The sequence below is a fragment of the Rhodoferax sp. RT4P68 genome, assembly GCF_056521305.1.
The window spans coordinates 95,757-117,769 of record NZ_JBWMBB010000003.1 but is presented as its reverse complement, the minus strand read 5'-3'; the positions used below and the strand labels follow the sequence as shown (position 1 = coordinate 117,769).

19 protein-coding genes are annotated in these 22,013 nt (G+C 68.9%); 7 read left to right on the top strand and 12 right to left on the bottom strand.

Translation table 11 applies throughout. The annotated features are described in order from the left end of the window. Window positions 1-11: 11 nt before the first annotated feature. Together AC099J_RS07065 and AC099J_RS07060 are read right to left on the bottom strand one after the other, a co-directional pair. On the bottom strand, window positions 12-1,235 hold the full coding sequence (locus AC099J_RS07065) for a PAS domain-containing sensor histidine kinase (RefSeq protein WP_479614526.1): 1,224 nt from the start codon (window positions 1,233-1,235) through the stop codon (window positions 12-14). Between the two features lie 109 nt (window positions 1,236-1,344). Beyond that, on the bottom strand, window positions 1,345-1,578 hold the full coding sequence (locus AC099J_RS07060; protein ID WP_479614525.1) for a DUF2789 domain-containing protein: 234 nt from the start codon (window positions 1,576-1,578) through the stop codon (window positions 1,345-1,347). A 244-nt stretch (window positions 1,579-1,822) separates the two neighbouring features. Here AC099J_RS07060 and AC099J_RS07055 point away from each other — a divergent pair, with 244 nt between their 5' ends. The 6 genes from AC099J_RS07055 to AC099J_RS07030 all read left to right on the top strand — a co-directional run bounded on the left by AC099J_RS07055 (window position 1,823) and on the right by AC099J_RS07030 (window position 8,270). Next, complete coding sequence (locus AC099J_RS07055; RefSeq protein WP_479614524.1) at window positions 1,823-4,774, top strand: tyrosinase family protein; 2,952 nt, start codon at window positions 1,823-1,825, stop codon at window positions 4,772-4,774. Further along, on the top strand, window positions 4,767-5,441 hold the full coding sequence (locus tag AC099J_RS07050; protein WP_479614523.1) for a DUF1326 domain-containing protein: 675 nt from the start codon (window positions 4,767-4,769) through the stop codon (window positions 5,439-5,441). Before AC099J_RS07055 ends, AC099J_RS07050 begins: the two co-directional genes overlap by 8 nt. Before the next feature lie 58 nt (window positions 5,442-5,499). Beyond that, window positions 5,500-6,312, top strand: a complete 813-nt coding sequence (locus AC099J_RS07045; RefSeq protein WP_479614522.1) for a DUF2182 domain-containing protein — start codon at window positions 5,500-5,502, stop codon at window positions 6,310-6,312. Window positions 6,313-6,560: 248 nt separating this feature from the next. After that, window positions 6,561-6,713: a hypothetical protein gene (locus tag AC099J_RS07040; RefSeq protein ID WP_479614521.1), complete on the top strand. Its 153-nt coding sequence runs from the start codon at window positions 6,561-6,563 to the stop codon at window positions 6,711-6,713. A gap of 856 nt (window positions 6,714-7,569) precedes the next feature. Then, the gene (locus AC099J_RS07035) at window positions 7,570-7,866 is read left to right on the top strand and encodes a type II toxin-antitoxin system MqsR family toxin (protein WP_479614520.1); all 297 of its coding nucleotides are present in this window, start codon (window positions 7,570-7,572) and stop codon (window positions 7,864-7,866) included. 2 nt (window positions 7,867-7,868) lie between these two features. Next, window positions 7,869-8,270 (top strand): type II toxin-antitoxin system MqsA family antitoxin, encoded by a 402-nt coding sequence (locus AC099J_RS07030; RefSeq protein WP_479614977.1) that lies wholly within the window; start codon window positions 7,869-7,871, stop codon window positions 8,268-8,270. 83 nt (window positions 8,271-8,353) lie between these two features. Here AC099J_RS07030 and AC099J_RS07025 read toward each other — a convergent pair whose 3' ends face one another. From AC099J_RS07025 to AC099J_RS06980, 10 genes are all read right to left on the bottom strand, one after another. Continuing rightward, entirely contained in the window at window positions 8,354-9,067 is a 714-nt protein-coding gene (locus AC099J_RS07025) for a hypothetical protein (RefSeq protein WP_479614519.1), read from the bottom strand. Window positions 9,068-9,122: 55 nt separating this feature from the next. Further along, on the bottom strand, window positions 9,123-11,354 hold the full coding sequence (locus AC099J_RS07020; protein ID WP_479614518.1) for a sensor histidine kinase, YfiR-like protein-associated: 2,232 nt from the start codon (window positions 11,352-11,354) through the stop codon (window positions 9,123-9,125). Then, entirely contained in the window at window positions 11,351-11,932 is a 582-nt protein-coding gene (locus tag AC099J_RS07015) for a TOL_0243 family YfiR-like periplasmic protein (protein ID WP_479614517.1), read from the bottom strand. Before AC099J_RS07015 ends, AC099J_RS07020 begins: the two co-directional genes overlap by 4 nt. Then, on the bottom strand, window positions 11,920-13,830 hold the full coding sequence (locus AC099J_RS07010) for a TOL_0244 family TonB-dependent receptor (RefSeq protein ID WP_479614516.1): 1,911 nt from the start codon (window positions 13,828-13,830) through the stop codon (window positions 11,920-11,922). The genes AC099J_RS07015 and AC099J_RS07010 overlap by 13 nt, the downstream gene beginning before the upstream one ends. Window positions 13,831-13,942: 112 nt before the next feature. Then, window positions 13,943-15,058 carry a glycerophosphodiester phosphodiesterase family protein gene (locus tag AC099J_RS07005; RefSeq protein WP_479614515.1) on the bottom strand — a complete coding sequence of 372 codons (1,116 nt, stop codon included), beginning with the start codon at window positions 15,056-15,058 and terminating at the stop codon, window positions 13,943-13,945. A 165-nt stretch (window positions 15,059-15,223) separates the two neighbouring features. Further along, window positions 15,224-16,498 carry an RNA polymerase sigma factor gene (locus AC099J_RS07000; RefSeq protein WP_479614514.1) on the bottom strand — a complete coding sequence of 425 codons (1,275 nt, stop codon included), beginning with the start codon at window positions 16,496-16,498 and terminating at the stop codon, window positions 15,224-15,226. 34 nt (window positions 16,499-16,532) lie between these two features. Continuing rightward, entirely contained in the window at window positions 16,533-16,940 is a 408-nt protein-coding gene (locus tag AC099J_RS06995; RefSeq protein ID WP_479614513.1) for a VOC family protein, read from the bottom strand. A 74-nt stretch (window positions 16,941-17,014) separates the two neighbouring features. Then, a complete protein-coding gene (locus tag AC099J_RS06990) occupies window positions 17,015-17,383 on the bottom strand; it encodes a YciI family protein (RefSeq protein ID WP_479614512.1) in 369 nt (122 codons plus the stop codon). Window positions 17,384-17,599: 216 nt separating this feature from the next. Beyond that, a complete protein-coding gene (locus AC099J_RS06985; protein ID WP_479614511.1) occupies window positions 17,600-18,130 on the bottom strand; it encodes a helix-turn-helix domain-containing protein in 531 nt (176 codons plus the stop codon). Window positions 18,131-18,258: 128 nt separating this feature from the next. Further along, window positions 18,259-19,347, bottom strand: coding sequence for an MBL fold metallo-hydrolase (locus tag AC099J_RS06980; protein WP_479614510.1), 1,089 nt, complete (start codon window positions 19,345-19,347; stop codon window positions 18,259-18,261). 84 nt (window positions 19,348-19,431) lie between these two features. Here AC099J_RS06980 and AC099J_RS06975 point away from each other — a divergent pair, with 84 nt between their 5' ends. Beyond that, a complete protein-coding gene (locus AC099J_RS06975; RefSeq protein WP_479614509.1) occupies window positions 19,432-21,915 on the top strand; it encodes a DUF3772 domain-containing protein in 2,484 nt (827 codons plus the stop codon). The last annotated feature ends 98 nt before the right edge of the window (window positions 21,916-22,013 follow it).

Genomic DNA, 22,013 nt, shown 5'->3' with positions numbered 1-22,013 from the left:
TGGTGTGACGCTCATGTTCTGCCCGCTGCAGTCATCGCTGCCGGCAACGGCAGCACCAGCGCGAAGGTGGCGCCCTGCCCCGGCGTGCTGGCAATCGCGATGTGCCCGCCGAAGTGCAGCGCACGCTCGCGCATGCCCATCACGCCATAGGCCGTGGCCGCCTCGAACGCAGCCGCTGGCGCGCCGATGCCGTCGTCGCGCACCAGCAGCGTCAGTTGCTGCGCATCGCCCTGCACCACCACGGCCAGCGCGCGTGCCTGCGCGTGGCGGCCCACGTTGGACAGCATCTCCTGAAAGATGCGGAACACGGCCATCGCCAGCGGGCCATCGGGCTCGGGCGCGGCGGCCACGTCCATGTGCCAGTCCAGCCGCAGCTCGGCCGAGGCCACGAACTCCTGCGCCTGCCATTCGAGTGCGGCCCACAGGCCCTGGTGGTCCAGGATGCTGGGGCGCAGGTCCGTGATGATGCGGCCCACGTTGTCCACCGCCACCTCGATCTGCCGGCTCATGCTGCTGCACTTGCTGCGCAGCCGCGTGCGCATGGCCTCGGCTTCGTTCGCGGTTCGCGCCTGCTGCTCGGCCAGGCGCTTGTCGAGCCAGTTCACGTCCATCTTCAGCGCCACCAGCAGGCTGCCCAGCTCGTCGTGCACCTCGCGTGCAATGCGCGTGCGCTCCTGCTCGCGCACCTCGTCCAGATAGGCCGACAGCTCGCGCTGTCGCGCCAGCGCGGCCGACAGTTCGCGCGTGCGCTCGGCCACGCGCAGCTCAAGCTCATGGTGCGCCCGCTGCAGTGCGGCGGCGGCGCGCTTGCGTTCGGTGATGTCGACGAAGGTGACAACGGCACCGCGCACGGCATCGCCATCCATGATCGGGTAGCTGGAGTATTCGACCGCGAACGCACTGCCGTCCCGGTGCCAGAACACCTCGGTGTCGATGCGGCACGGCAGGCCCTGGCGGAAGGCGTTGAAGATCGGGCAGGCCTCGTCGGCATAGTGCGTGCCATCGGCGTGCGAGTGGTGCGTCAACTCATGCATGTTGCGGCCCAGCACCTCGTCGGGCGTGTAGCCGATCAGACGCGCGCCGGCCCGGTTGATGAACATGCAATGACCCGCCAGATCGATGCCGAAGATGCCATCGCCGGTGGACTGCAGCAGCAGGCCCAGCTGGCGCTGCCATAGCGGATGCACAGCTGCTTCGAGCGGGGTGGTGACCAGATCCAGTGCGTCGGCGTGCATGGAATTGGTGCAAGCAACGGCTGTGCCATTGCGGCGCCGGGCACACCGGCCAGGTGGTCCCGGATGCAGGTCAGCGCGTCATCTCAGCGGGCTCAGCCGCTGCAGCGCGTCAGACGTGCAAGCTCACGTTGAGCTGGTCGACCACCTCGGCCCAGTCGGCATCGCCCTGCAGCTGCTCGCGCAGGAACTGCGATTGCGCCTCTGTCCAGAACGGTGCGTCGGCCAGCGCCATGCCCTCCGGCAGCGGGCGGTGCTTGGCAACGAATGCCTGAACGTCCGCTTCTTCGTTGGGCAGGCCGAGCTGGGCAAACAGGTCGTGCATCGTGGGGGTTGCGAGGTCCATGGGGGGTGCTCCTGAGAATGAAATGGTGCTGCCGCAGTGTGGGCGCCAGGGCAGCGCCGCGCTGTAGGAGGCCGGAGCGATCGGCGGCCGGCCGGGGGCAGATGCAGGCTGCGCGCGCATCCACCAAAGCGATGACGCGCGGCCTGCGCCACGGTGCCTGCGACCTATATTGAACCGAGCAGCGGCGCTGGGCCGACCACCGCACGGTGGCCGCCGGAACGTGCCCGCTGGAACAGGAGACACCATGGGCTGTCGCAAGAACCAGGCGTCGCTGACGCCGGCCGAACGCACCGCGTTCGTCAACGCCGTGCTGGCCTTGAAAGCCGCGCCCAGCATTGCCGGCACCCCCAGCCGCTATGACGACTTCATCCAGGAGCACATCGACTCGATGACCGGCGGCAACAGCTGGGCGCACCGCCAGCCAGCGTTCCTGCCGTGGCACCGCGAATACCTGCGCCGCTACGAACTGGCCTTGCAGGAGCACGACGCCAGCGTCACGCTGCCCTATTGGGACTGGACGGTGGACAACAGCGCTGCCGCCACGATCTGGGGCGCCGACTTCATGGGTGGCGACGGCACCGGCGCCGACAACGCGGTGATGACCGGCCCCTTCGCGCACGCCGCCGGCGATTGGGACATCACGCTGGGCGGCGGGCCGGCCTACCTGCAGCGCGACTTCGGGTCGAACGCCAGCGCGCTGCCCACGCCCACGCAGGTGGCCGATTGCCTGGACCAGACGCCTTACGACACCAGCCCCTGGAACACCTCGCCCGCCGCCTCGTTCCGCAACCGTCTGGAGGGCTGGGTGGGCCTGGGCTCGATCCACAACCGCGTGCACCTGTGGGTGGGCGGCTCGATGCTGCCGGCCTCGTCTCCGAACGACCCGGTGTTCTTCCTGCACCACTGCAACATCGACCGCCTGTGGGCGCAGTGGCAGCGCGAGCACCCGGCCGAGGCCTACCACCCGCAAGGCGTGGTGGGCGACAGCGGCCCGGCCGGCCACAACCTCAACGACTCGATGCAGCCCTGGGGCGGCACCACCACCGTGGCCGGCACGCTGGACCACCACGGCATGGGCTTCTGGTATGACAGCGACCCGCCCGAGGTCACGCTCACGACACCGTCGCTGAACTTCCAGGATGTGCCCGAAGGCATGGGCGGCGCCGGCCGCACCACCTACCGCGCCGTGGTGTTCGAGGTGCGGGCCTGCGCGCCCGTCACCCTGGAGATCATCGCCGGCCCCTCGGGCGGATTCACCACCACGCTGCTGGGCACCAGCGTGGTCGTGCCGGCCGAGCATGGCGATGCGCCCGCCATCGGCCGCGTGTGGATCGCCTACACCTCGACCACCCCCGGCGACGTGGCCGCTGGCAGCGTCACCATTGCGCAGCAGGGCACGCCAGAGCAATGGGTGATCGCCCTGTCGGCCAACACCATCGCACGGCCCAAGGCCGCCGTGGCGCTGGCGCTGGACCGCTCGGGCAGCATGAGCAGCAACGCCGGCGACGGCACCACCAAGCACCAGAAGCTGGTCGAGGCGGTGGAGGTCTTCGTCGACACCATGCTCGAAGGCGACGGCCTGGGCCTGGTGGGTTACGACCACCTCGTCGATAGGCTGATGGACGTGACCGACGTCGGCCCCATGCCGCCGGTGGCTGGATCGGGCCGGGCGCAGGCCGCCACCATCCTGGCCGGCCCGGACCTGCTGCCACGCGGCGCCACCGGCATCGGCGCCGCGCTGGTCGAGGCGCAGGAGGTGCTGGACGACGCCCAGGCCGCCGCCGTGCCGCCCTACGACGTGCAGGCCATCGTGGTGCTGACCGACGGTATCGAGAACGTCGCGCCGATGATCGCCACCGTGGCGCCCGGCATCACCGCCCCCACCTACGCCGTGGGCCTGGGCATGCCCGGCGGAATCAGCACATCGGCACTCGACGCGCTGGCCGAGGGCACGGGCAACTACCTGCTGGTGACCGGCGCGCTGAACGATGACCAGCGCTTTCGCCTGTCCAAATTCTTCCTGCAGATCCTGGCTGGCGTCAGCAACGCGCAGGTGGTGCTGGACCCGGTAGGCCACCTGGTCTTCGGCCCCACGCACCGCATCGCATTCGACATCGGCCTGGCCGACTACGGGCTGGACGCCATCCTCACCAGCGCGTTGGCCCCGGCCATCGACCTGCGGCTGGAGGCGCCCGACGGCAGCGTGTTGACGCCGAACCTGCCCGCAGCCCTGGGCAGCTTCGTCGAGCGCCGGCAAGAGAGCTACTACCGCCTGCCGCTGCCCCTGGGCGACCCGGGCAAGCAGGTGCACGCCGGTCGCTGGCACGCGCTGCTGCGGCTGGACGAAAAGCGCGTGGACAAGCTGCTGCGCGGCACCGAGAAGCAGGACCAGGCGGCGCTGATCCGCGAACTGCGCAGTGGCAGCGTGGCCTACAACTTCCTGGTCCACGCCTATTCCACGCTGCGCTTCGACTGCGCCTGCCAGGGCGGGCCGCTGCTGCCCGGCGATGCGGCGCTGGTCACCGCCACGCTGGACGAATACGGCGTGCCGGTAGAGGGCCGCGCCGCCGTGTGGGTGGACGTGACCGGCCCGCGCGGCACGGCCACGCGCCAGGTGCGGCTGGACGAGGTGGAACCCGGCGTGTTCAGCGGCGAGATCCACGCGCCCGTGCCCGGCCTGTACGCGCTGCGCTGCCGGGCCCGCGGCCGCACGCTGTCGGGCGTGCCGTTCACCCGCGAACGCGCGCTGAGCCTGAGCGCCATGCGCCACGAGCCGCCCCGCTCCGGCGACCCGCTGGGCGAATGGCTGGAAGAGCGCGACGAGCGCCTGTGCAAGCTGCTGCACTGCCTGCTGGACCACGGCAAGGGCGAGGGCAAGACCGAAGGTGCCGGCATCGATGCCGATGCGCTGCGCAAGTGCCTGCCGACCTTCTGCCGGCCTAGACCCAAGCGCCGCGCCATCGAACGCGCGTTGCCGGTGCGCGCGCCCAAGGCGGACCTGCCGGCGCCCAAGATCGCCACGCTGGTGGAGGCGCCATCGAGCGAGCCGGTGCGGCGCCGCAAGGACATGCCGGACATGCACCCACCCGGCGCGCCCATGTTCGAGCTGAGCCCCGAAGACAAGCGTGCCGAGGGCAAGACACCGGACCAGCCGGCAACGCCGACGCCACCGGCAAGCGGAGACCGCCATGAATGAGCACACGTCCCCTCCCGGCCCCGGCCCGCAGGCCCCGGCCGCACGCCTGGCGCCCTACGCGCTGCGTGGCCAGTTTCTGGAGGTGTGCGACTGCCACACCATCTGCCCCTGCTGGACCGGCCGCGCGCCGGAAGAAGACGTGTGCACCGGCGTCTTCGCCTGGGTCATCGAAGCCGGCCAGATCGACGGCGTGGACGTGGCCGGCCAGCGCGCCGTGAGCGTCTCGACCCATCAGGGCCACCGCGACAACGGGCACCAGCGCGTGATGATCTTCGTCGGCGACGAAGCCAGCGACGCCCAGGCCAGCGCCATGGCCGGCGCTTTCAGCGGCCGCTTCGGCGGCCCGTTGGGCGAGCTGGCGACGCTGCTGGGCGAGCTGCTGGCCGTGGAGCGCGCGCCGATCGACGTGACGCTCGGCAGGCGCCGCGCGACGCTGAGCGTGGGGCGGCGCATTGCGGCCGAGGCGACCAGCCTGGTGGGGCCGGATGGTCAGGCAACGACGCTGGCGAACGCCAGGCTGTCGAGCGTGCTGGGGTCGCCGGCCGAGGTGGGCGTCAGCCAACGCTTCAAGGTGGGGCTGCCGGGGCGCGGGATCGATCTGGATCTGCGTGGGCGCAGTGCGATGCGTGGCGCGTTCGACTACCGGCACGCGCCTGCGGGGCCATGAGCGCGACGGCGCGCATCGAGCAATCGCGCACCGCAGCGCGATGCACGCAGGACCACCAATGAGCACCGCGGCGCGCGGCCATGGCCTGCAGCCACCGTGGTGGCAGCGCCTGCAAACGCGGCCACTCGTCCCGCTGGTGCCGCTGGTGCTGGCGGCGGCGCTGGGCTGCCTGGCGTTGCTGCTGGCCGGCAGCGCGGCCGGCTGGCTGCCGCATGCGGCGCGACCGGCGCGTTGGGCCGTCGGCACGTGGGCGGCGCTGTTTCTGCTGGGGTGGATGTTGATGACGGGGGCCATGATGCTGCCCTCGTCGCTGCCCTTTCTGGCGGCGGCGCAACGCATCGGTGGCGGGCGCGCGAGCACGGCTGCCGGCGCCGGCTTCGCTGCCGTATGGCTGGCTGTCGGGGTGTTGCAGTGGATGGCGCTGTGGCTTGCAGGCGGCCTGTTGTCCGGCCTTTTGCCCGGCCAAGCCGAACACGTGGCCGCAGGCAGCTTGCTGACCGCAGCGCTCTACCAGATCAGCCCGCTGGCCCAGGCCTGCCAACGCGCCTGTGAACGGCCGTTCGCGCTGCTGGCGCGGCACTGGCACGGCGGCCCACACCCCGGACGCGACGCGTGGATGGCCGGGCTGCACTACGGCGCCAGCTGCGTGGGCTGCTGCGTGCCGATGATCCTGCTGATGTTCGTCGTGGGCATGCACGACGCGGTGTGGCTGCTGGGCCTGGCGGCGCTGATGCTGGCGCAAAAGCACAGTGCATGGGGGCGGCACATGGCCTGGCCTGCAGCGCTGGTGTTGGCGCTGATGGCAGTGGCGCTGGCCCTTGGTGGGTGGACGCCGGAACTGCGCGGTCTGCGCGCGTTGTGTGGAGGTTGAAAGAGCTTTGGCCACGTGATGATTTAACGAGGTTGGGGTGAGGCCGCAGAAGGCCGTTGCGCGCGCTGTGTGCGACGCGGCTCCATGTGCCCGTCAGACGGTGGCTTTACGGGCCGGAGCCGAGGAGATGAACAAGGCGCGCTCCCGCGTCATGTGGTCGAGTCGTCCTACCTGCGCTCTTGCGCGTGGACCCAAGACTTGCATCATGTGTTGGCACCTGCCAACGCCATCCACGATCGAGGACCCTCATGCCCACAGACCAACCCCCAGCTGGCGGCGTTCCGACTTCTTCCGGCCGCAACCGCTTTGCGAACAAGCGGATGGTCTGGGTAGTCGCCGCAGTCGCTGCTGTCATCCTGCTGTTTGTGGCCTACGCGGTGGCCACCGCCGTTGCGGCCTGAGCCCATAGCGCACCCGAGGAATCACATGTTCAACCTTCACACTTCGTGGCGGCTGCCGATGGCTGCGGCCTTTGCTTCGCTCGTGCTGCTGAGCGCATGCCAGCGCGAAGAGGCAACGCCGGGCGTGGCGGGCGGCACGGCCAATGCACCTTCGGCAGCGGGCAGCACACCTGTGGCAGCACCGACGACGGGCGATGCCCAAGTCGGCGCCGGCAAGAGCCCCGGCACCCCACGTGCCGACGGGGGTGGAGCGCCCGAAGGTGTGAGCGGAAGCGGCGCAATGGCACAGGGCGCGGGGTCTGGAGCCGAGACTTCGGCGTCGGGCATGCCGGCCATCCCGCCTGCATCTGCGCCTGGGACCGCTGCGCCAGCGCAGCCGGCTTCAGCGTCGGGGTCTTGATCTGGTTTGACGCCTGGGACCGTGCGCGCTTGGCGCTGCCCGTGAGCTGCAGTGGCTTCATGTCGGGCGCAATCACCAAAGAACTCCACACGAGCGTTCGCAGGGCGGCAATGGCGGCAACACGTTGCTTGGCCACATCCGCCACGGCGACGCGCTGCGGCCCGGCGAGACGACGGGCCAACTTCGGCGAGATCGGTACGCGCCGCTCGTGGTAGCCCTCTGTCTTGCCCTGGCCTCGCACGGTGGCTTGGGCCACGACCTGGAGTGCCGCATCTTCGGGCCAGCCATCGAGCCGCCAAGCTGAGCCCTGTGCGAAACGCCCTCCCGTCAACAGTTCGGTCATCAGCTTGTACTCAAAGCCCGTGGCCGAAACAGTCAGGGCATTGGCCGGTGGACGCCGCAGAAGTGGCGTGGGCGTCGGCAGTCAGAACATACCAACTAGGTTATATTTGGCGCATGGAGAAGGGAGCGCCGCACTGCAAGCTGGCCATCGTCAAGCGGCTTGTGGAGGCGGGAAGCGTGCGCGCCACGCACTCCGCGCGTTCAGGCGCAAGCGCGCTGGGGCTGACCTTCCCGGACATGCTGGGCGTGGTGGTGGCGCTCACTCCGGCGGACTTCCTCAAGAGCATGACCACCCATGCCGACCACACGGTGTGGCAAGACGTGTACCGGCCCGCCACGCAGGTGGGCAAGGTGTATCTGAAGCTGACGGTGATCGACGACGTGCTGATCGTGTCCTTCAAGGAGCTATGACCATGAAATGTCCTGTCTGCGGCGCGGCCGACCTGGTCCGCGACACCCGTGATCTGTCCTATGTCTACAAGGGCGAGACGACCACGATTGCGGCGGTGACCGCCGACTTCTGCCCGGCGTGCGATGAATCCATCACCGACGCGGCCGAGACTGATCGCGTGATGCGCGACATGCAGGCGTTCAACCAGCAGGTCAACGCTGCGATCGTCGACCCCGCGTTCATCGTGGGGGTGCGCACAAAGCTCGACCTGGGTCAGCGGGAGGCTGCAGAGTTGTTCGGGGGCGGGGTCAATGCCTTCTCGCGCTACGAGAACGGCCGCACCAAGCCTCCACTTGCATTGGTGAAGCTGCTCAAGATCCTGGATCGGCATCCGGAACTGCTCGACGAGGTCCGGGCCGCCTGAGCGGCGGGCCTGTTGCGGACTCCGGCGCGCCGCAGCATCGGCCAGCATGCTGCAGTGAAGGCCCTGCCTGGACAGCAGGGCCTTCATAGGCTGGCCTGCACGGTCGCCGTCAAACGCTCAACGCCCAGCCGGCTGTACCGGTATTGCGCCATGCCCAGGCTGAACGTGAAACCAGGCTCGTCAGCCAGAGGCGACAAGTCCGCAACCTGCGCATCGCGCGCCAGGCCATGCGGCAGCAGGTGGTGCCGGATTTCGAGCGTCGTGACAAGCTGGCCAAATGGCCCGGCCTGCGCCGGATCGAACACGACAAGGCGGTCGGCCGCACCGAGGCGGCTGCCGATGCGGCCTTCGTCCTCGGGAAACTGCATGTCGTCGAAAGCCCTGTCGTAGGGCAGCGCGTGCAGGTTGGCCACCGTCTTGGTCGCGGCCAGTGCGCCTTCGTACTCGATACCGAAGCGCACCCAAGGCTCGCCCAGTTCTTCCGCGAGGGCATTTAGCGCCTCCGGATGTGTAGCCTGCTCCACCAACTGACGGTTGTCAGCAGGAATGCTGGCGGTGGGCTGCGCCGCAATGAGGCGCCGTGTGGCTTCAAGTACGCGCAAGTCCACATACACGCCAGCCATAGGCTCGTCGCGCATACGGATCGGCCCCAGGCCGTTGCGCTGACGCTGTAGCAGCGGGGTGAGATCGTGGCTCGGTGGTGTCAGCACCCAGGCGCGCGGTTGCTCGAAACCGACCGGGCGATGGTCATTGGGCTGCTGATGGGGACTCTTCCCAAACGAGGTCGAAACAAGCATTACCGACAAGAGTGCACGAGCGCGTCCGCCCCCGCCATGGCGGACCCCCAATGCCTCAGCCCGCAGGACAACGCGTCAGCAGCTCCTCCAGATCCACCAGATCCACTGGTTTGGTCAGATGCGCGTCAAACCCTGCTTCGCGCGAGCGTTCTCGATCGGCTTCGCTGCCCCAGCCTGTCACGGCCACCAGCACCGTCCGGTGGAACCGGGCGTCGGCTCGCAGTTGCTTGGCCACCTCATACCCGCTGATGCCGGGCAGGCCGATGTCGAGCAGCACGATATCGGGGTCGAAACTGGCCGCGGCGTCCAGTACCGCCTCGCCCACGTAAGCGGTCTGGATCCGGTGGCCCATGAGGTCGAGCACGGAGGCCAGCGTTTCCGCGGCGTCGACGTTGTCGTCCACCACCAGGATCTTCAGCGCCGGCGCGCCCTGCGCTGCGCCGTCGGCATCGCTTGCCGCCGCAGCTGCCGTGACCGACTGGGGCAGGCAGGGAATACGCACGGTGAAGGTGCTGCCGTGGCCCGGCCCGGCGCTGCTTGCGCTGACGCTGCCGCCGTGCAGTTCGATCAGGCTGCGGACCAGGTACAGGCCGATGCCCAGCCCGCCCTGTGAACGGTCCAGAGTGCGGCCCACCTGGGTGAACAGTGAGAACACCTTTTGCAGCATGTCGGCAGGAATGCCAACACCGTTGTCGCTGATTTCCAGCACGGCGGTGGCATCCTCCTGGCGCGCCCACAGCTGGATGTGGCCATCGCTGGGGGTGTACTTGGCAGCGTTGTTGAGCAGGTTGCCAAGCGCCTGGGCCAGCCGCGTGCTGTCGGCCATGAGTTCGATGTCCTGCTCCGGCATGTCCACCACGAGCCCGTGGCCGCGCGCCTCGATGGCCGGCCGGCTGATTTCCACGGCGGTCTCGATCGCCGATTTCAGACCGATGCGGGCAGGCTCGATGCGGATCTTTCCGCTGTTGATGCGCGAGATGTCCAGCAGGTCATCGATCAGCCGCACCATGTGCATCAGCTGGCGCTCCATGGTTTCGCGGGCGCGCTGCGAGGTCGGGCCATTGCCGCCGTCGCGCTTCAGGATCTCCAGCCCGGTGCGTATGGGTGCCAGCGGGTTGCGCAGCTCATGGGCCAGCGTGGCCAGAAACTCGTCCTTGGCGCGGTTGGCATCGTGCAGCACCTGTTCGGCCTGCTTGCGCTCTGTCACATCGATCACCGATCCGGCCATGCGAAACGCCCGGCCATGCGCGTCCTTCTGCGCCAGGCCGGCTAGCAGGAACCAACGCCATTCGCCGCACTTGAGCCGCAGGCGGCATTCGACCTGGTAGGTCGTGTCGGCGCGCAGATGTTGCCGCAGGGCGGCCCGCACCTGGGGCCGATCGCCGTCGTGCATCACAGAATCCAAGGCCGACGGCAGGTCGGGAAACTCCTCGTCGCTGTAGCCCAGCAGGGCCTTGAAGCGCGGCGAATAAAAGGTGGTTCCGGCGATCATGTCCCAGTCCCACAACCCGGCACTGGAACCTCGCACGGCGAGCTGGTAGCGGTCATCGCTCTGGCGCAGCGCCCGGTTCGCGTCCTCCAGCGTTTCAGCGCGCCGGCCCAGTTCATCGAGCATGGCGTTGAACACGTCTGCCAGGGCGCCGACTTCATCGTCGTCGCTCTTCACCGCGCGCAAGCTGAAGTCGCGCTCCCGCAGGATCTGGCGTGCGACCCCGCTGATGGCCAGCACCGGGCCGGTCAGTGTGCGCTGCAGCCGGTTCGACAGCAGCAGTGCTGCGGCCAGGCTGCTCGACAGGACGATGGCCAGCACACCCACGTACTCCAGGATGCGGTACAGCAGCTGGTGGCGGGCCTGCAGGTAGACCGTGCCGATCTGCTCACCGCCGGACATCACCGGCCGCCAGACCTCCACCCACTCGTGGTCGAGGTGCACGCCAGGAGCGCGGGCCTGCGCAGGCAGCGGCCGATCTTGGCGCTCGCCCGGCTGAAATGCGGCAAACAGCTGGCCCTGCTCGTCAAACAGCACGGCCGCCACGACATCGGGTTTGGCGCGCAGGACACTGAGGTTCTCAGCGGCAACTTTGCGATCGTCAAACACCAGAGCCGCGCTGCTGGCCAGCCCCACGATGTCGGCCTGGGTCAACAGATCGTTCTCGACGGAACGCAGCTGGCTGCGCAGATCGAACGCGACCAGCGCCAGGCCCGCCAGCAGCAGGGCCAGCGAGGTGGTGGCGATCAGAATGAAGTTGAGTTTCTGCCGGATGGACCGGGCACCCGGGAGCTTCATCGTGTCCGCCCCTCCACGTCCCGCGCCACCGCCAGCAGGCGTGCGCTGAGTCGAAGCGAGCGCGCCTCGGCGGCGCTCAGCGAGACCGAGAAGCGCATGCGCCCGCCTTCAGCGGAAAAATTGATGACGCTGCCCAGCGGCAGCCCGGGCTCCTGATCGGTCACGACCAGCACCGGCCCGGCAACGGCTGCGAGCAACTCGTGCAGCCGCGTGCTGCGACGGCCGACGAACAGCACGTGCGCGCCGGTGAACGTGCTGGCGTCGGCGCCCACGCGGCGCAGCACCACGGGCCGCCCGTCCAGACTGCGCCCGGTCACCAGCTGCTCGAGATCGGCCGCAACCGCGTCATCGCCGACGACGCCGATCACCAGCGGCGTATCGGGGCGCTCGAACGTGCCGGCCGGCCAGTCCACAAACGCACCGAACTTGTACAGAAAGGCCGCCTTGACCGCACTGTCGCGCTGCACCTGCGTTGCCTGTGCCCAGGCCACACCCGACAGGCACAGCAGCGCCAGCCAAAGTGCCGCCAACAGGCCCACCAACGACAGGCGTCGACGGTGCGGGATCAAAGCTGCCACACCGCCTTCAGATAGAGCTTGCGTTCGATCTGGCTGGCGACGCCCGCTGCGCTGAATTCGACGTGGCGCTTGTCGAACAGGTTTTGCAGCAGCAGCGACAACTCCAGCGCCGGGCTGACGCGCACCGCCAGGCGCGCGTCGACAGCGGTGTAACGTGGAACCACCGGGTCAGGCAGAGCCCCGACATGGCGCACCATCACATCGAATTCGCTGCGCGCGCCCAGGTTCAGGCTGGAGCGCAGGCTCCACTGCCGGCGCGGATCATTGCCCAGGTTGGCGATGGAGGTGGCGTCGGCCGCGGCGCCCGAGGTGAAGCGCAGGCTCTTGCGCAAGCTGGTGTAGCCCCCCGCAAGCCGCCACGTCGGGGTGGCCTGCCATTGGCCCCAGGCTTCCAGCCCCTGGCCCGACCCTTCGATCTGGTTCTCGATGGTGGTGGGCAGTGTGCCGGTGCCCGCGCGCAAGCCCTTGTAATGCTGGCGGAAGGCGGTGACCGAGTACGTCACCGACTGCCCCAGTTGCCCGCGGTGGCCCAGTTCGAACACGTCGGCTGTCTCCGACTGGAAATTCGGCCCGCCCGTGATGATGAAGGGCGCGTTGCCCGGGAAATAAAAGTCGCGGTCGATACGAGAGGGCGCGCGCACCGCGCGCGAGGCGGCCATCCAACTCATGTCGCGGGCCGAATGCTGGAAGGCGAGCCGGGCATTGGGCAAAACCTCCACACCGGTGTAGCTGTTGCGCTCGGCCTTGGCGCCCAGGGTGAGCTGCCAGCGCTCTCCCAGCTTCATCTGGTGCTGGGCGAACAGGTGGGCCCAGGTGAGTTGTCGTTCCGCCGGGTTCATGCGCACCACGACGCTCGGTGTATCGACGTCCTCGCCCCGGCGGTAGCCCGCGCCCCAGATCAATTGCTGGCCGGCTGGCATGCGCGGCTCATGCGCGAACTCCAGATTCACGTTGGTCGAGCTGTTGCGGATCTGGGTGATCTCATCGCGCTCCGCCTTGTCGTAATAAGCCAGGAGCTTGTAGGGCGAGCCGTCTGCAAACCGGCTGTTCCAGCGCGCCAACAGGTTGCCGCCGCGCTGCCTGGGCGCAAGATTGCTGTACGGTGCCTCACCCGCGCGGTAGACATCGCCCTGCAGCGTGAGCTGCGAGGTGTCGCCCCTGAGGTCGGCACGAAAGCCGACCTGATAGCGCCGCGTGTCGTCCAGGCGCTCGAGACCGCTGGCCAGATGGGTGTTGTCACGTTCACTGGTCAAGCCGTACAGGCGGATGTGGCCCGACTCGCCCAGCGCCCCACCCCAGCGCACGGCCTCTCGGCCACCGTGCGCAGAACGGACCACCGACACCAGCGTACCCTGCGTCGCCGCTGCTTCGCGGCTGATGACGTTGATCACCCCATTGACGGCGTTGGCGCCCCAGATCGTGCCGCCCGGCCCGCTGATGACCTCGACGCGGTCGATGTCTTCCAGCATCACCGTGTTGGCGTCCCAGAAGACACCCGAAAGCAGATTGGAATAGACGCTTCGGCCGTCGATCAGCACCAGCAGCTTGTTGGCGATCTCGTTGTTGAACCCACGCGCGCTGATCGCGTAGCCGCCTGCGCTGCTCTGGGCAACCTGCAGGTTGGGCGCCAGGCGCAGCACGTCGGGCAGGCTGGTGGCAGCGGAACGGCGGATGTCTTCGCTGGTGATCACGTAGATCGACGCGGCGGCCGACTGCAGCGGCTCGGCACGCCCCGAAACGGAGGTCACCTCGATGTTGCCGAGCTGCTCCAGGCTCATGTCGGCCAGGTTGAGCAGTGATGCGGTCTCCTGCGCAGCGGCTGTCCCCTGCGCCAGCGCGGCCAGTGCACACGCTGCGAGCACCGTGCGTGCGGTCTGCGCTGTTGAAATTCTTCCCATGTCGCCCCCTCAGCCAGGCGGCATCTTAATGGCGTGCCACAAGCAGTTGCAGGGGTCTTGAAAGAGTCGGCTTCGTCCTACAAACTATGCGTTTCAGCGCGGTGAAGCCGGCTCAACGTTTGGCGACCGGCGGCGGCAACGACAGGCCGCGCGCGGCCATCACCGCGCGCAGCACGTTGGGCAGGTCGGTGATGATGCCGTCGACCTTGGCATCCATCAGCGCGTGCATGGTGTTGGCGTCCGACACGGTCCACGGCACGACCTTGATCTTCTCTGCATGCGCACGCGCCACCAGTTCGGGCGTCGTGTAGGGCCTGTAGTTGGCGTCGCCGACCTTGCCGTTTTGCGGGTCACCGTGCACCGGCGAGATGGCGTCGGCGCCGAATGACTTGGCGGCCTTGACCAGGTCGCCGCCGAAGTCGTCGATGTCGATGCCGCCCAGCCAGGGCGAGGGGCCCGGCTGACCCACTTGCAGGAACTGCTGGCCGTTGGTCAGCGCCACGATGGGCAGACGCGGCTCGGTCTTGCGCACCAGCATCAGCGCGCCCCAGTCGAAGCTCTGGATGGTGACCTGGCGCACCATGCCGGCACGGCGCACTTCGTCGATGACCACCTGCACGAACTGCTCGCGCGGCGCCGTCTCCTGCGGAGCACCGGCCTCGACCTTGGTCTCGATGTTGAGCAGCACGTCGTCGGCGCGGTAGGACTTCACCAGATCGAGCACCTCGCGCAGCGTCGGCATGCGCGAGCCGGGCACCAGCCGCTGGTTGGGGTAGGCCGCCAGCCGCAGCGAACCGCAGTCCAGCGTCTTGACCTGGGCCAGTGTCAGCTCCTTGATGTAGCGGCCCACATAGGGGTAGAGCGGGTCGCCTGCCGTGGCGGGCGCCGTGTCCTGGCACTTCTGGCCGGAGATGCGGCGGTCGTGCGTGACCACGGCCACGCCGTCGGCAGTGACCTGCGTGTCAAGTTCCAGCGTGGTGACGCCCATCTCCAGCGCGTTGCTGAACGAGGCGATGCTGCTCTCGGTCACCAGGCCCAGGCCGCCGCGGTGGGCCTGCAGATCGAAGGCGCGCGGCTGGTGGAACAGGTGCTCGTCATCGTCGCTGCCGCCACCGCATGCGGCGAGCAGTGCGAGCGCTGTGGCCGCCGCAGCGCGGCGGGTGAAGGTCAGGCCACGCGTGGCCGTATACGGAGTCGGAAGCCAGGAAAGGCGGGAGGCGTTTTGCATACCTGCAGCTTAGGCAGGGCGTGTGAAAGGGCCGTGACCGCAGGTAGCGCTCACGCGGGTCGCGCGAGAGCAGCAGGTCACACGTCGATTCCGTGGTGCAGCTTGGCGCACTGCGTTGCGTGACGACAAATCGGATTGGTTGTCGATGGCGCCCGCCCGCCGCATCTACCCCCTGCCCCCAGCCTGCGCCCGCCCCAGCAGAAACGCCCGCTCCGCCCCGTTCTGCGCCAGCTGGGCGGCGCTCAGCCACGCCGCCTGCGCCTCGGCATGCCGGCCCAGCTTGCCCAGCAGATCGGCGTGCACGCTCTGCAGCCAGGGATAGTGGCGCAGCGCTTTGTCATGCAGCAGCGCCTCAACCAGCACCAGGCCAGCCGCCGGCCCTTCGGCCATGCCAACGGCGACGGCACGGTTCAGCGCCACCACCGGCGAGGGCGCGGCCTGCATCAACCGCGCGTACAACGCGGCGATGCCCGGCCAGTCGGTCTGCGCGGCCGTAGACACCCGCGCGTGGCAGGCGGCGATGGCGGCCTGCAGCGCGTAGACGCCGCCCTCGCCGCCCAGCGCCGTGACACGCTCCAGTGCCACCAGGCCGCCGCGCACCAGCAAACGGTCCCACAGCGCGCGGTCCTGCTCGGCCAGCAGCACCGGGCGGCCCTGCGCATCCACCCGCGCCGGTGAGCGCGAGGCCTGCAACTCCATCAGCGCGAGCAGGCCCCACACCTCGGGCTCGTCGGGCGCAATCTGGCTCAGCAGACGGCCCAGGCGCAGCGCTTCCTGCGTCAACGCGGGCCGCATCCAGTCGTCACCGGCTGTCGCCGTGTAGCCTTCGTTGAAGATGAGGTAGACCACCTCCAGCACCGAGGCCAACCGCCCGGCCAGCGCGTCGCCCGGCGGCAGGTCGAATGCGACACCGGCCTCGCCCAGCGTGCGCTTGGCGCGCACGATGCGCTGCGCGATGGTGGGCTCGGGCACCAGATAGGCCCGGGCGATCTCGTGCGTCGTCAGGCCGCCCAGCAGCTTGAGCGTGAGGGCCACGCGCGCCTCGGGCGAGAGCACGGGGTGGCAGGCGGTGAACATCAGGCGCAGCAAGTCGTCGCCGATGGTGTCGGCGCGCGCGGCGTCCAGCGAATCGACGAAGTCGGGCACGATCAGCGCCTGCTGCACATCCAGCTCATGGCCGACCTGCGCCAGCTTGGTGGCCTGTAGCTGCTGGCGCCGCAGGTGGTCGAGCGCGCGGCGCTTGGCGGTTGTCGTCAGCCAGGCAGCAGGGTTGTCGGGCACGCCCTCTTGCGGCCAGTGCTCGAGCGCAGCGATCAGCGCGTCCTGCGCCAGCTCTTCGGCCACGCCGATGTCGCGCACCATGCGCGCCACCACGGCCACGATGACGGCGGATTCGCGGCGCCATACGGTGGCGATGGCCTGGTGCGTGGGCGCGTGCATGCGGGCGGATCGCGGGGCCGGCGTCAGGCCGGCATCAGGCGCTCGGTGGCGTGCCGACCATGTGGACGAACTCCCAGATGTGGCCGTCGAGATCCGTGAAGCTGTGGGCATACATGAAGCCGTGGTCCTGCGGCGCGCTGGGCACGGTGCCGCCGGCGGCCTGGGCCTTGCGGACCAGTTCGTCGACCTCTTCGCGGCTGGTGCACGAAAGGCACACCAGCACCTCCACGCTCTCGTGCGCGTTGACGATGGTCTTCTTCGTGAAGGTCTGGAAGAAGGGCTCGACCAGCAGCATGGCGAACAGGTTCTCGCCCAGCACCAGGGCGGCCCCCTGCTCGTTGGTGAACTGCGGGTTGAAGTCGTAGCCCAGGCTGCGGAAGAAGGCCTGGCTGCGCTCCATGTTCCGGATGGGCAGGTTGACGAAGATCTGCTGGTGTTGCACGGCGTGGCTCCTGGGTGTTGATGCCTGCACGACGCGCGGCGGGGGGCGGAATCGACAAGCCCCGCGCAAAGCAATCAGCGGGGCCGGCCGTCGTCCCAGCACGGCGCCAGGCCGCGCACCTCGACCGTGCACCAGCCGGCGGCGGGGCATTGTGCGGCGATCTCCAGCGCTTCTTCGCGCGTGGCGCAGTTGAGCAGAAAGAAGCCGCCCACCATTTCCTTGGCCTCGGCAAACGGGCCGTCCAGCAGGTGCGTCTTGCCGGCGCGGCGCTGCACGCGCGTGGCCGCATGCTCGGACGCGAGCGATTCGGCCGCCACCAGCAGGCCGCGCGACTGCAGCTCGGCGGCGAAGGCCAGCATCTCGTCGTAGACCGCGCGGCCTTCGGCCTCGCTGCGCGTGGCGCGCTGGCCGACAGGTTCGTGGATCAGCAGCAGGTAGGACATGGGTGGGGCCTGACGGAACAGGGCGCTGATCATAAAAGCTGTGGCTGCATCGTCATCACTGCGCCCGGTGTCCGGATCAGAGGATGACGTTTCCCTCTTGCCAAGCCGCGAGCATTGCGGCGGCGACCTCGACATGGCCGTCGCTGGCAAGCTTCTCAAGCAGCCCCTGGACTGGTGGGTTTGAACGCAGCGATTGGCGCAAGCCACAGTATTGGCTCAGCCCGAGAAGATCTCGTGGTCAAGCGACGAACCCAGCTGCTTGAGGGCGCGTCGCCGGCTCGACTGCTCCCTCTTCTGCCACGCGAGAACAGAAGACCTGCGCACGCGGCGTTGGTTTCCCACCTGCTGATGCAGCTCGATATCCCCCGCGTCGATGCGCGCGACCATGTAAGGCCGCGAGACTCCTACGAGATCTGCCGCTTCCTGACTGCTCAGCACCGGGTCTACCGACTCACCCGCTGCCGCGCGCTCGGGAACATAAGTCCACTGCGGACCCGTGGGCATCGTCATCTGCAAGGCCTTGACGAACTCGCTCTTGATGGCCCGTACCGCAGCCGGTGAGATGTTGTGCACGTGCTGACGCACGATGTCCAGCAGAGGTTCGACCTTCACGGAGACGTTCAGCGCGCTGCCCGCCAGGACTTTCACGGGCGCAGCCGCAGCCCTGGCCTTGGCGTTGGCCGCCCGCGTAGCTGAGGATCTGGCCGGCGCCGGCTTGGCCGAAGTGGCTGTCTTGTGCATGGGCATGGTGAGCCCAATGTACCACCGTGCACATCGAAATACTCGAAATGCGCGAAACGCAATCCGACAGTGCTTGAACCTGGTTAGCGCTGCCAGATGCCCCGTCCCGCCGCCTGCAGCGAACCCGTAGCGCGCTAGCGCAACCCCTCCCACCACAGCCTGTTGGTGCGCGCCGCCCCCACCGTCAGCACCTCGCCGATCTCCGGCGTCGCCAGGTCGATGCCCTTGGCCTTGGCCAGCGCGGCCAGCTCGGCCATCGGCGCCTGCCAGCGGTGGAAGGCCAGGTCGAAGGTGCTGTTGTGCACGCTGTACAAGGTCTTGGCGCGCAGGTCTTCGAACGCGCGGATGCTCTGCTCGGGCGTCAGGTGCACCGCGGGCCACCACGGGTCGTAGGCGCCGTTTTCGATCAGCGCGATGTCGAAGCCGCCCAGCCGCTCGCCGATCTCCTTGAAGCCGTCGAAGTAACCCGAATCACCGCTGAAATAGATGCGCTGCCCGCCGGCCTGCAGCGCCCATGAGGCCCACAGCGTCTTGTTGCGGTCGTTCAGCCCGCGGCCCGAGAAGTGCTGGGCCGGTGTGGCCGTCAGCTTGACGCCTGCATGCTCGGCCGACTGCCACCAGTCGAACTCGCGGATGTTGTTGGCAGCCACGCCCATGTCCTGCAGCCGCGCGCCCACGCCCAGCGGCACGAAGTAGTGGCGCACCGTGTCGCGCAGGTACTCGATGGTGGGCACGTCCAGGTGGTCGTAGTGGTCGTGCGACAGCACCAGCCCTTCGATCGGCGGCAGCTCGGCCAGCGTCAGTGGCGGCGCATGGAAGCGCTTGGGTCCGATGAAGCTGACCGGTGACACGCGCTCGCCGAACACCGGGTCGATCAACCAGTACCGCCCCTGCAGCTTGAGTAGATGCGACGAGTGGCCCAGCCGCACGACGTGGTTGGCGTCATTGGCCAGCGCGTCGAGCCGGGCGCGCGTCAACGCCCGCACCGGCACCGGGTCCACCGGCACGGTGCCAACCTTGTTGCCCACAAAAAAGCGCGACCAGATGCGCCAGCTGCTCTGCGTGGGCTTGGCATCGGGGTTCGGCAGGTTGCGGTAGCTGCAGTCGGCGCTGTCGAACTGCGGCGAGCCAGGCAGGCCGGGGCCGCAGGCGGTGGGCGACGCGCAGGCGGCCAGCAGCGCGCAGGCCATGAGCGTTGTGATGCGAAGCAGGGTCGAATGCATGGTCGGCAAAAGGTGGGGCGATGACAGGCGCGAGCTTATCCGCCCGTGCGTGACCGGCGCGGCCGTGTGCCTATGATCCGCGCGATGCATTGGTTCCGCCGCTTCCCCCTCTTCCTCGTCACCCTGCTCGTCACGCTGCTCGTCGCCTGCAGCCTGGGCCTGGCCAGCGCCCGCGCCGAGACCGCGCCGCCCGCCGCGCCCGAACCCGACATCGCCAGCCTGCGCGCACAGCTGGACAAACTGCCCACCGAGGCTGCCGACAGCGAGACGCTGCGCGCGCTGCTGGTCCAGCTGACCCGTTTGTCCGACCGCGCCAACCAGGTCGTCGCGGCGCGCACCGGCCAGCTGAGCGATCTCAACGCGCGGCTGGGCGAGCTGGGCCCGGCGCCTGCGGCCGGCGGTTCGGAAGACGCCGACATCACGCGCCAGCGCCAGGCGCTGACCGCCGAGCGCAACAGCTTGGACGCCGACATCCGCCTGGCCCGCCTGGTCGTGGTGGATGCGCAGCAACGCGGCAACGAGATGCTGGGCAAGCAGCGCGATCTGTTCGAGGCGCGGCTGACCGAGCGTGCCGCCTCGCCACTGAGCCGCACCTTCTGGGCCAATCTGGCCACGGCCTGGCCCGCCGACCTGGCGCGCCTGCAGCCGTTGGTGAACGAGCTGCGCACGGCGCTGGCGCGCGCCATGGAACCAGTGAACCGCAACGGCGTGCTGCTGGCGCTGGCGCTGACGGTGCTGGCCATCACCGTGGTCGATGTGCTGGTCGAGCGCGGCCTGGTGCGTCTGGCGCAGCGCGTGCTGCCGGCCGGGCGGCTGCGCCGCTCGCTGCTGGTGATCGCCATCGTTGCCACCAACATGCTGGTGGTAGGCCTGGCGATGCGCGGCCTGCTGAACAACCTGGAGGCACGTGGGCTGTTCGGCCCGCTCAGCACCCAGCTGGTCCGCATGGCGGACGAGTCGATGCTGTTCATCGCCTTTGTGGTCAGCCTGGGCCGCGCGCTGCTGGCCAACGCCCGGCCGTCGTGGCGGCTGCCGCGCATTCCCGACGACATGGCGCGCCGCCTGGCGCTGTTCCCGTGGCTGACGGCGCTGATCGGCGTGCTGGTCTGGATCCCGACGCGGATCAACACGCTGGTGGAGGCCAGCTTTGCCGCCGTGCTGGCGATGCACACGTTTTCGGCGCTGGCCCTGGCCACGTTGATCCTGGCGTTGCTGCTGAGCCTGCGCGGGCCGCCGGTGCCTGCAGCGGCTGCCAACGGCGAGGCCACGCCCGACGCCGCTTCCAACGCTGCGGCCGACAGCGCGGCGACACCCGTGCCCGAGCGGCCGATGTGGGTCGGCCTGCTGCTGGGCGCCATCGCGCTGGTGCTGATGGTCACCGTGCTGCTGATGGTGTCCGGCTATGTGGCGCTGGCCAGTCTGGTGGCCGGGCAGCTGACCTGGACCGGGCTGGTGGTGGCGGCGTTCTACGTGCTGTTCAAGTTTGCCGACGACCTCTTCATGGCGGTGGTGTCTTCGCGCAGCGGCTTCGGGCAGCGCATGGCCAAGAGCTTCGGCTTCGCGGCCGCGGCGCTGGACCAGGCAGCCGTGGTGCTCTCGGCGGTGGCGCGCGTGGCGCTGTTCTTCTACATGCTGATCGCGCTGGTGGCACCGCTGGGCACCGGGCCGCAAGAGGTGGTCCAGCGCAGCGGCAAGCTGGGCACGGGCTTTCAGATCGGTGAATTCCAGCTGGTGCCGGCCGCGCTGTTCAGCGCGCTGGCGGTGCTGGTGGGTGGCTTCGTCGCGCTGCGCGTGTTCAAGAACTGGCTGAGCGATCGCTACCTGCCCACCACGACGATGGAGCAGGGCATGCAAAGCTCGCTGTCCACGCTGCTGGGCTATGTGGGCGCCATCCTCGTCGTGGCGGCGGCCATGTCGGCCATGGGCATCGGCATCAACCGCATCGCCTGGATCGCCAGCGCGCTGTCGGTGGGCATCGGTTTCGGCCTGCAGGCCATTGTGCAGAACTTCATCTCCGGCCTGATCCTGCTGGCCGAGCGGCCGGTGAAGGTGGGCGACTGGGTGGTGCTGGGCACGACCGAAGGCGACGTGCGCCGCATCAATGTGCGCGCCACCGAGATCCAGCTGGGCGACCGCTCCACGGTCATCGTGCCGAACTCGGAGTTCATCACCAAGACCGTGCGCAACATGACGCTGACCAACGCCGAGGGCCGCGTGCTGATCCGCATGCCGATGCCGCTCTCCACCGACGCCCACCGCGTGCGCGACCTGATGCTGGCCGCCTGCAAAGCGCACCCTGGCGTGCTGGCCACGCCGGAGCCGTCGCTGTCGCTGGAGGGGATCGAGAACGGCAGCCTGATCTTTCAGTCCATCGCCTATGTGGCCAGCCCGCGCCTGGCCGGCGGCGTGCGCAGCGACCTGCTGTTCACGATGCTGGAGGACTTCCGCAACGCGCAGCTGCCGCTGGCGGTGCCGACCATGATGATGGCCAGCGCGCCGGCCGCGTCGGTCGCGCCGTCCATACCGGCTTCGCCCATCCTGGCCGTGCCGCCCTCCTCAGCGGGCTGAGGGCAACCGCACCGCAGGCCGCAAATGCAGGGCGCGTGCAGCGCACCAACCTCATGTCCGCATGAATGCTGGGGGCGTCCACACGGGGCCCAGGCCAG

Coding starts and splice junctions, on each gene's coding strand:
- AC099J_RS07030 (WP_479614977.1), top strand. CDS start 7,869: ATGAAATGTCCTGTCTGCGGCGCGGCCGACCTGGTCCGCGACACCCGT.
- AC099J_RS07045 (WP_479614522.1), top strand. CDS start 5,500: ATGAGCACCGCGGCGCGCGGCCATGGCCTGCAGCCACCGTGGTGGCAG.
- AC099J_RS07035 (WP_479614520.1), top strand. CDS start 7,570: ATGGAGAAGGGAGCGCCGCACTGCAAGCTGGCCATCGTCAAGCGGCTT.
- AC099J_RS07010 (WP_479614516.1), bottom strand. CDS start 13,830: ATGGGAAGAATTTCAACAGCGCAGACCGCACGCACGGTGCTCGCAGCG.
- AC099J_RS06975 (WP_479614509.1), top strand. CDS start 19,432: ATGCATTGGTTCCGCCGCTTCCCCCTCTTCCTCGTCACCCTGCTCGTC.
- AC099J_RS07020 (WP_479614518.1), bottom strand. CDS start 11,354: ATGAAGCTCCCGGGTGCCCGGTCCATCCGGCAGAAACTCAACTTCATT.
- AC099J_RS07040 (WP_479614521.1), top strand. CDS start 6,561: ATGCCCACAGACCAACCCCCAGCTGGCGGCGTTCCGACTTCTTCCGGC.
- AC099J_RS07000 (WP_479614514.1), bottom strand. CDS start 16,498: ATGCACGCGCCCACGCACCAGGCCATCGCCACCGTATGGCGCCGCGAA.
- AC099J_RS07065 (WP_479614526.1), bottom strand. CDS start 1,235: ATGCACGCCGACGCACTGGATCTGGTCACCACCCCGCTCGAAGCAGCT.
- AC099J_RS07025 (WP_479614519.1), bottom strand. CDS start 9,067: ATGCTTGTTTCGACCTCGTTTGGGAAGAGTCCCCATCAGCAGCCCAAT.
- AC099J_RS06990 (WP_479614512.1), bottom strand. CDS start 17,383: ATGTCCTACCTGCTGCTGATCCACGAACCTGTCGGCCAGCGCGCCACG.
- AC099J_RS07060 (WP_479614525.1), bottom strand. CDS start 1,578: ATGGACCTCGCAACCCCCACGATGCACGACCTGTTTGCCCAGCTCGGC.
- AC099J_RS06985 (WP_479614511.1), bottom strand. CDS start 18,130: ATGCCCATGCACAAGACAGCCACTTCGGCCAAGCCGGCGCCGGCCAGA.
- AC099J_RS06980 (WP_479614510.1), bottom strand. CDS start 19,347: ATGCATTCGACCCTGCTTCGCATCACAACGCTCATGGCCTGCGCGCTG.
- AC099J_RS07050 (WP_479614523.1), top strand. CDS start 4,767: ATGAATGAGCACACGTCCCCTCCCGGCCCCGGCCCGCAGGCCCCGGCC.
- AC099J_RS07005 (WP_479614515.1), bottom strand. CDS start 15,058: ATGCAAAACGCCTCCCGCCTTTCCTGGCTTCCGACTCCGTATACGGCC.
- AC099J_RS07055 (WP_479614524.1), top strand. CDS start 1,823: ATGGGCTGTCGCAAGAACCAGGCGTCGCTGACGCCGGCCGAACGCACC.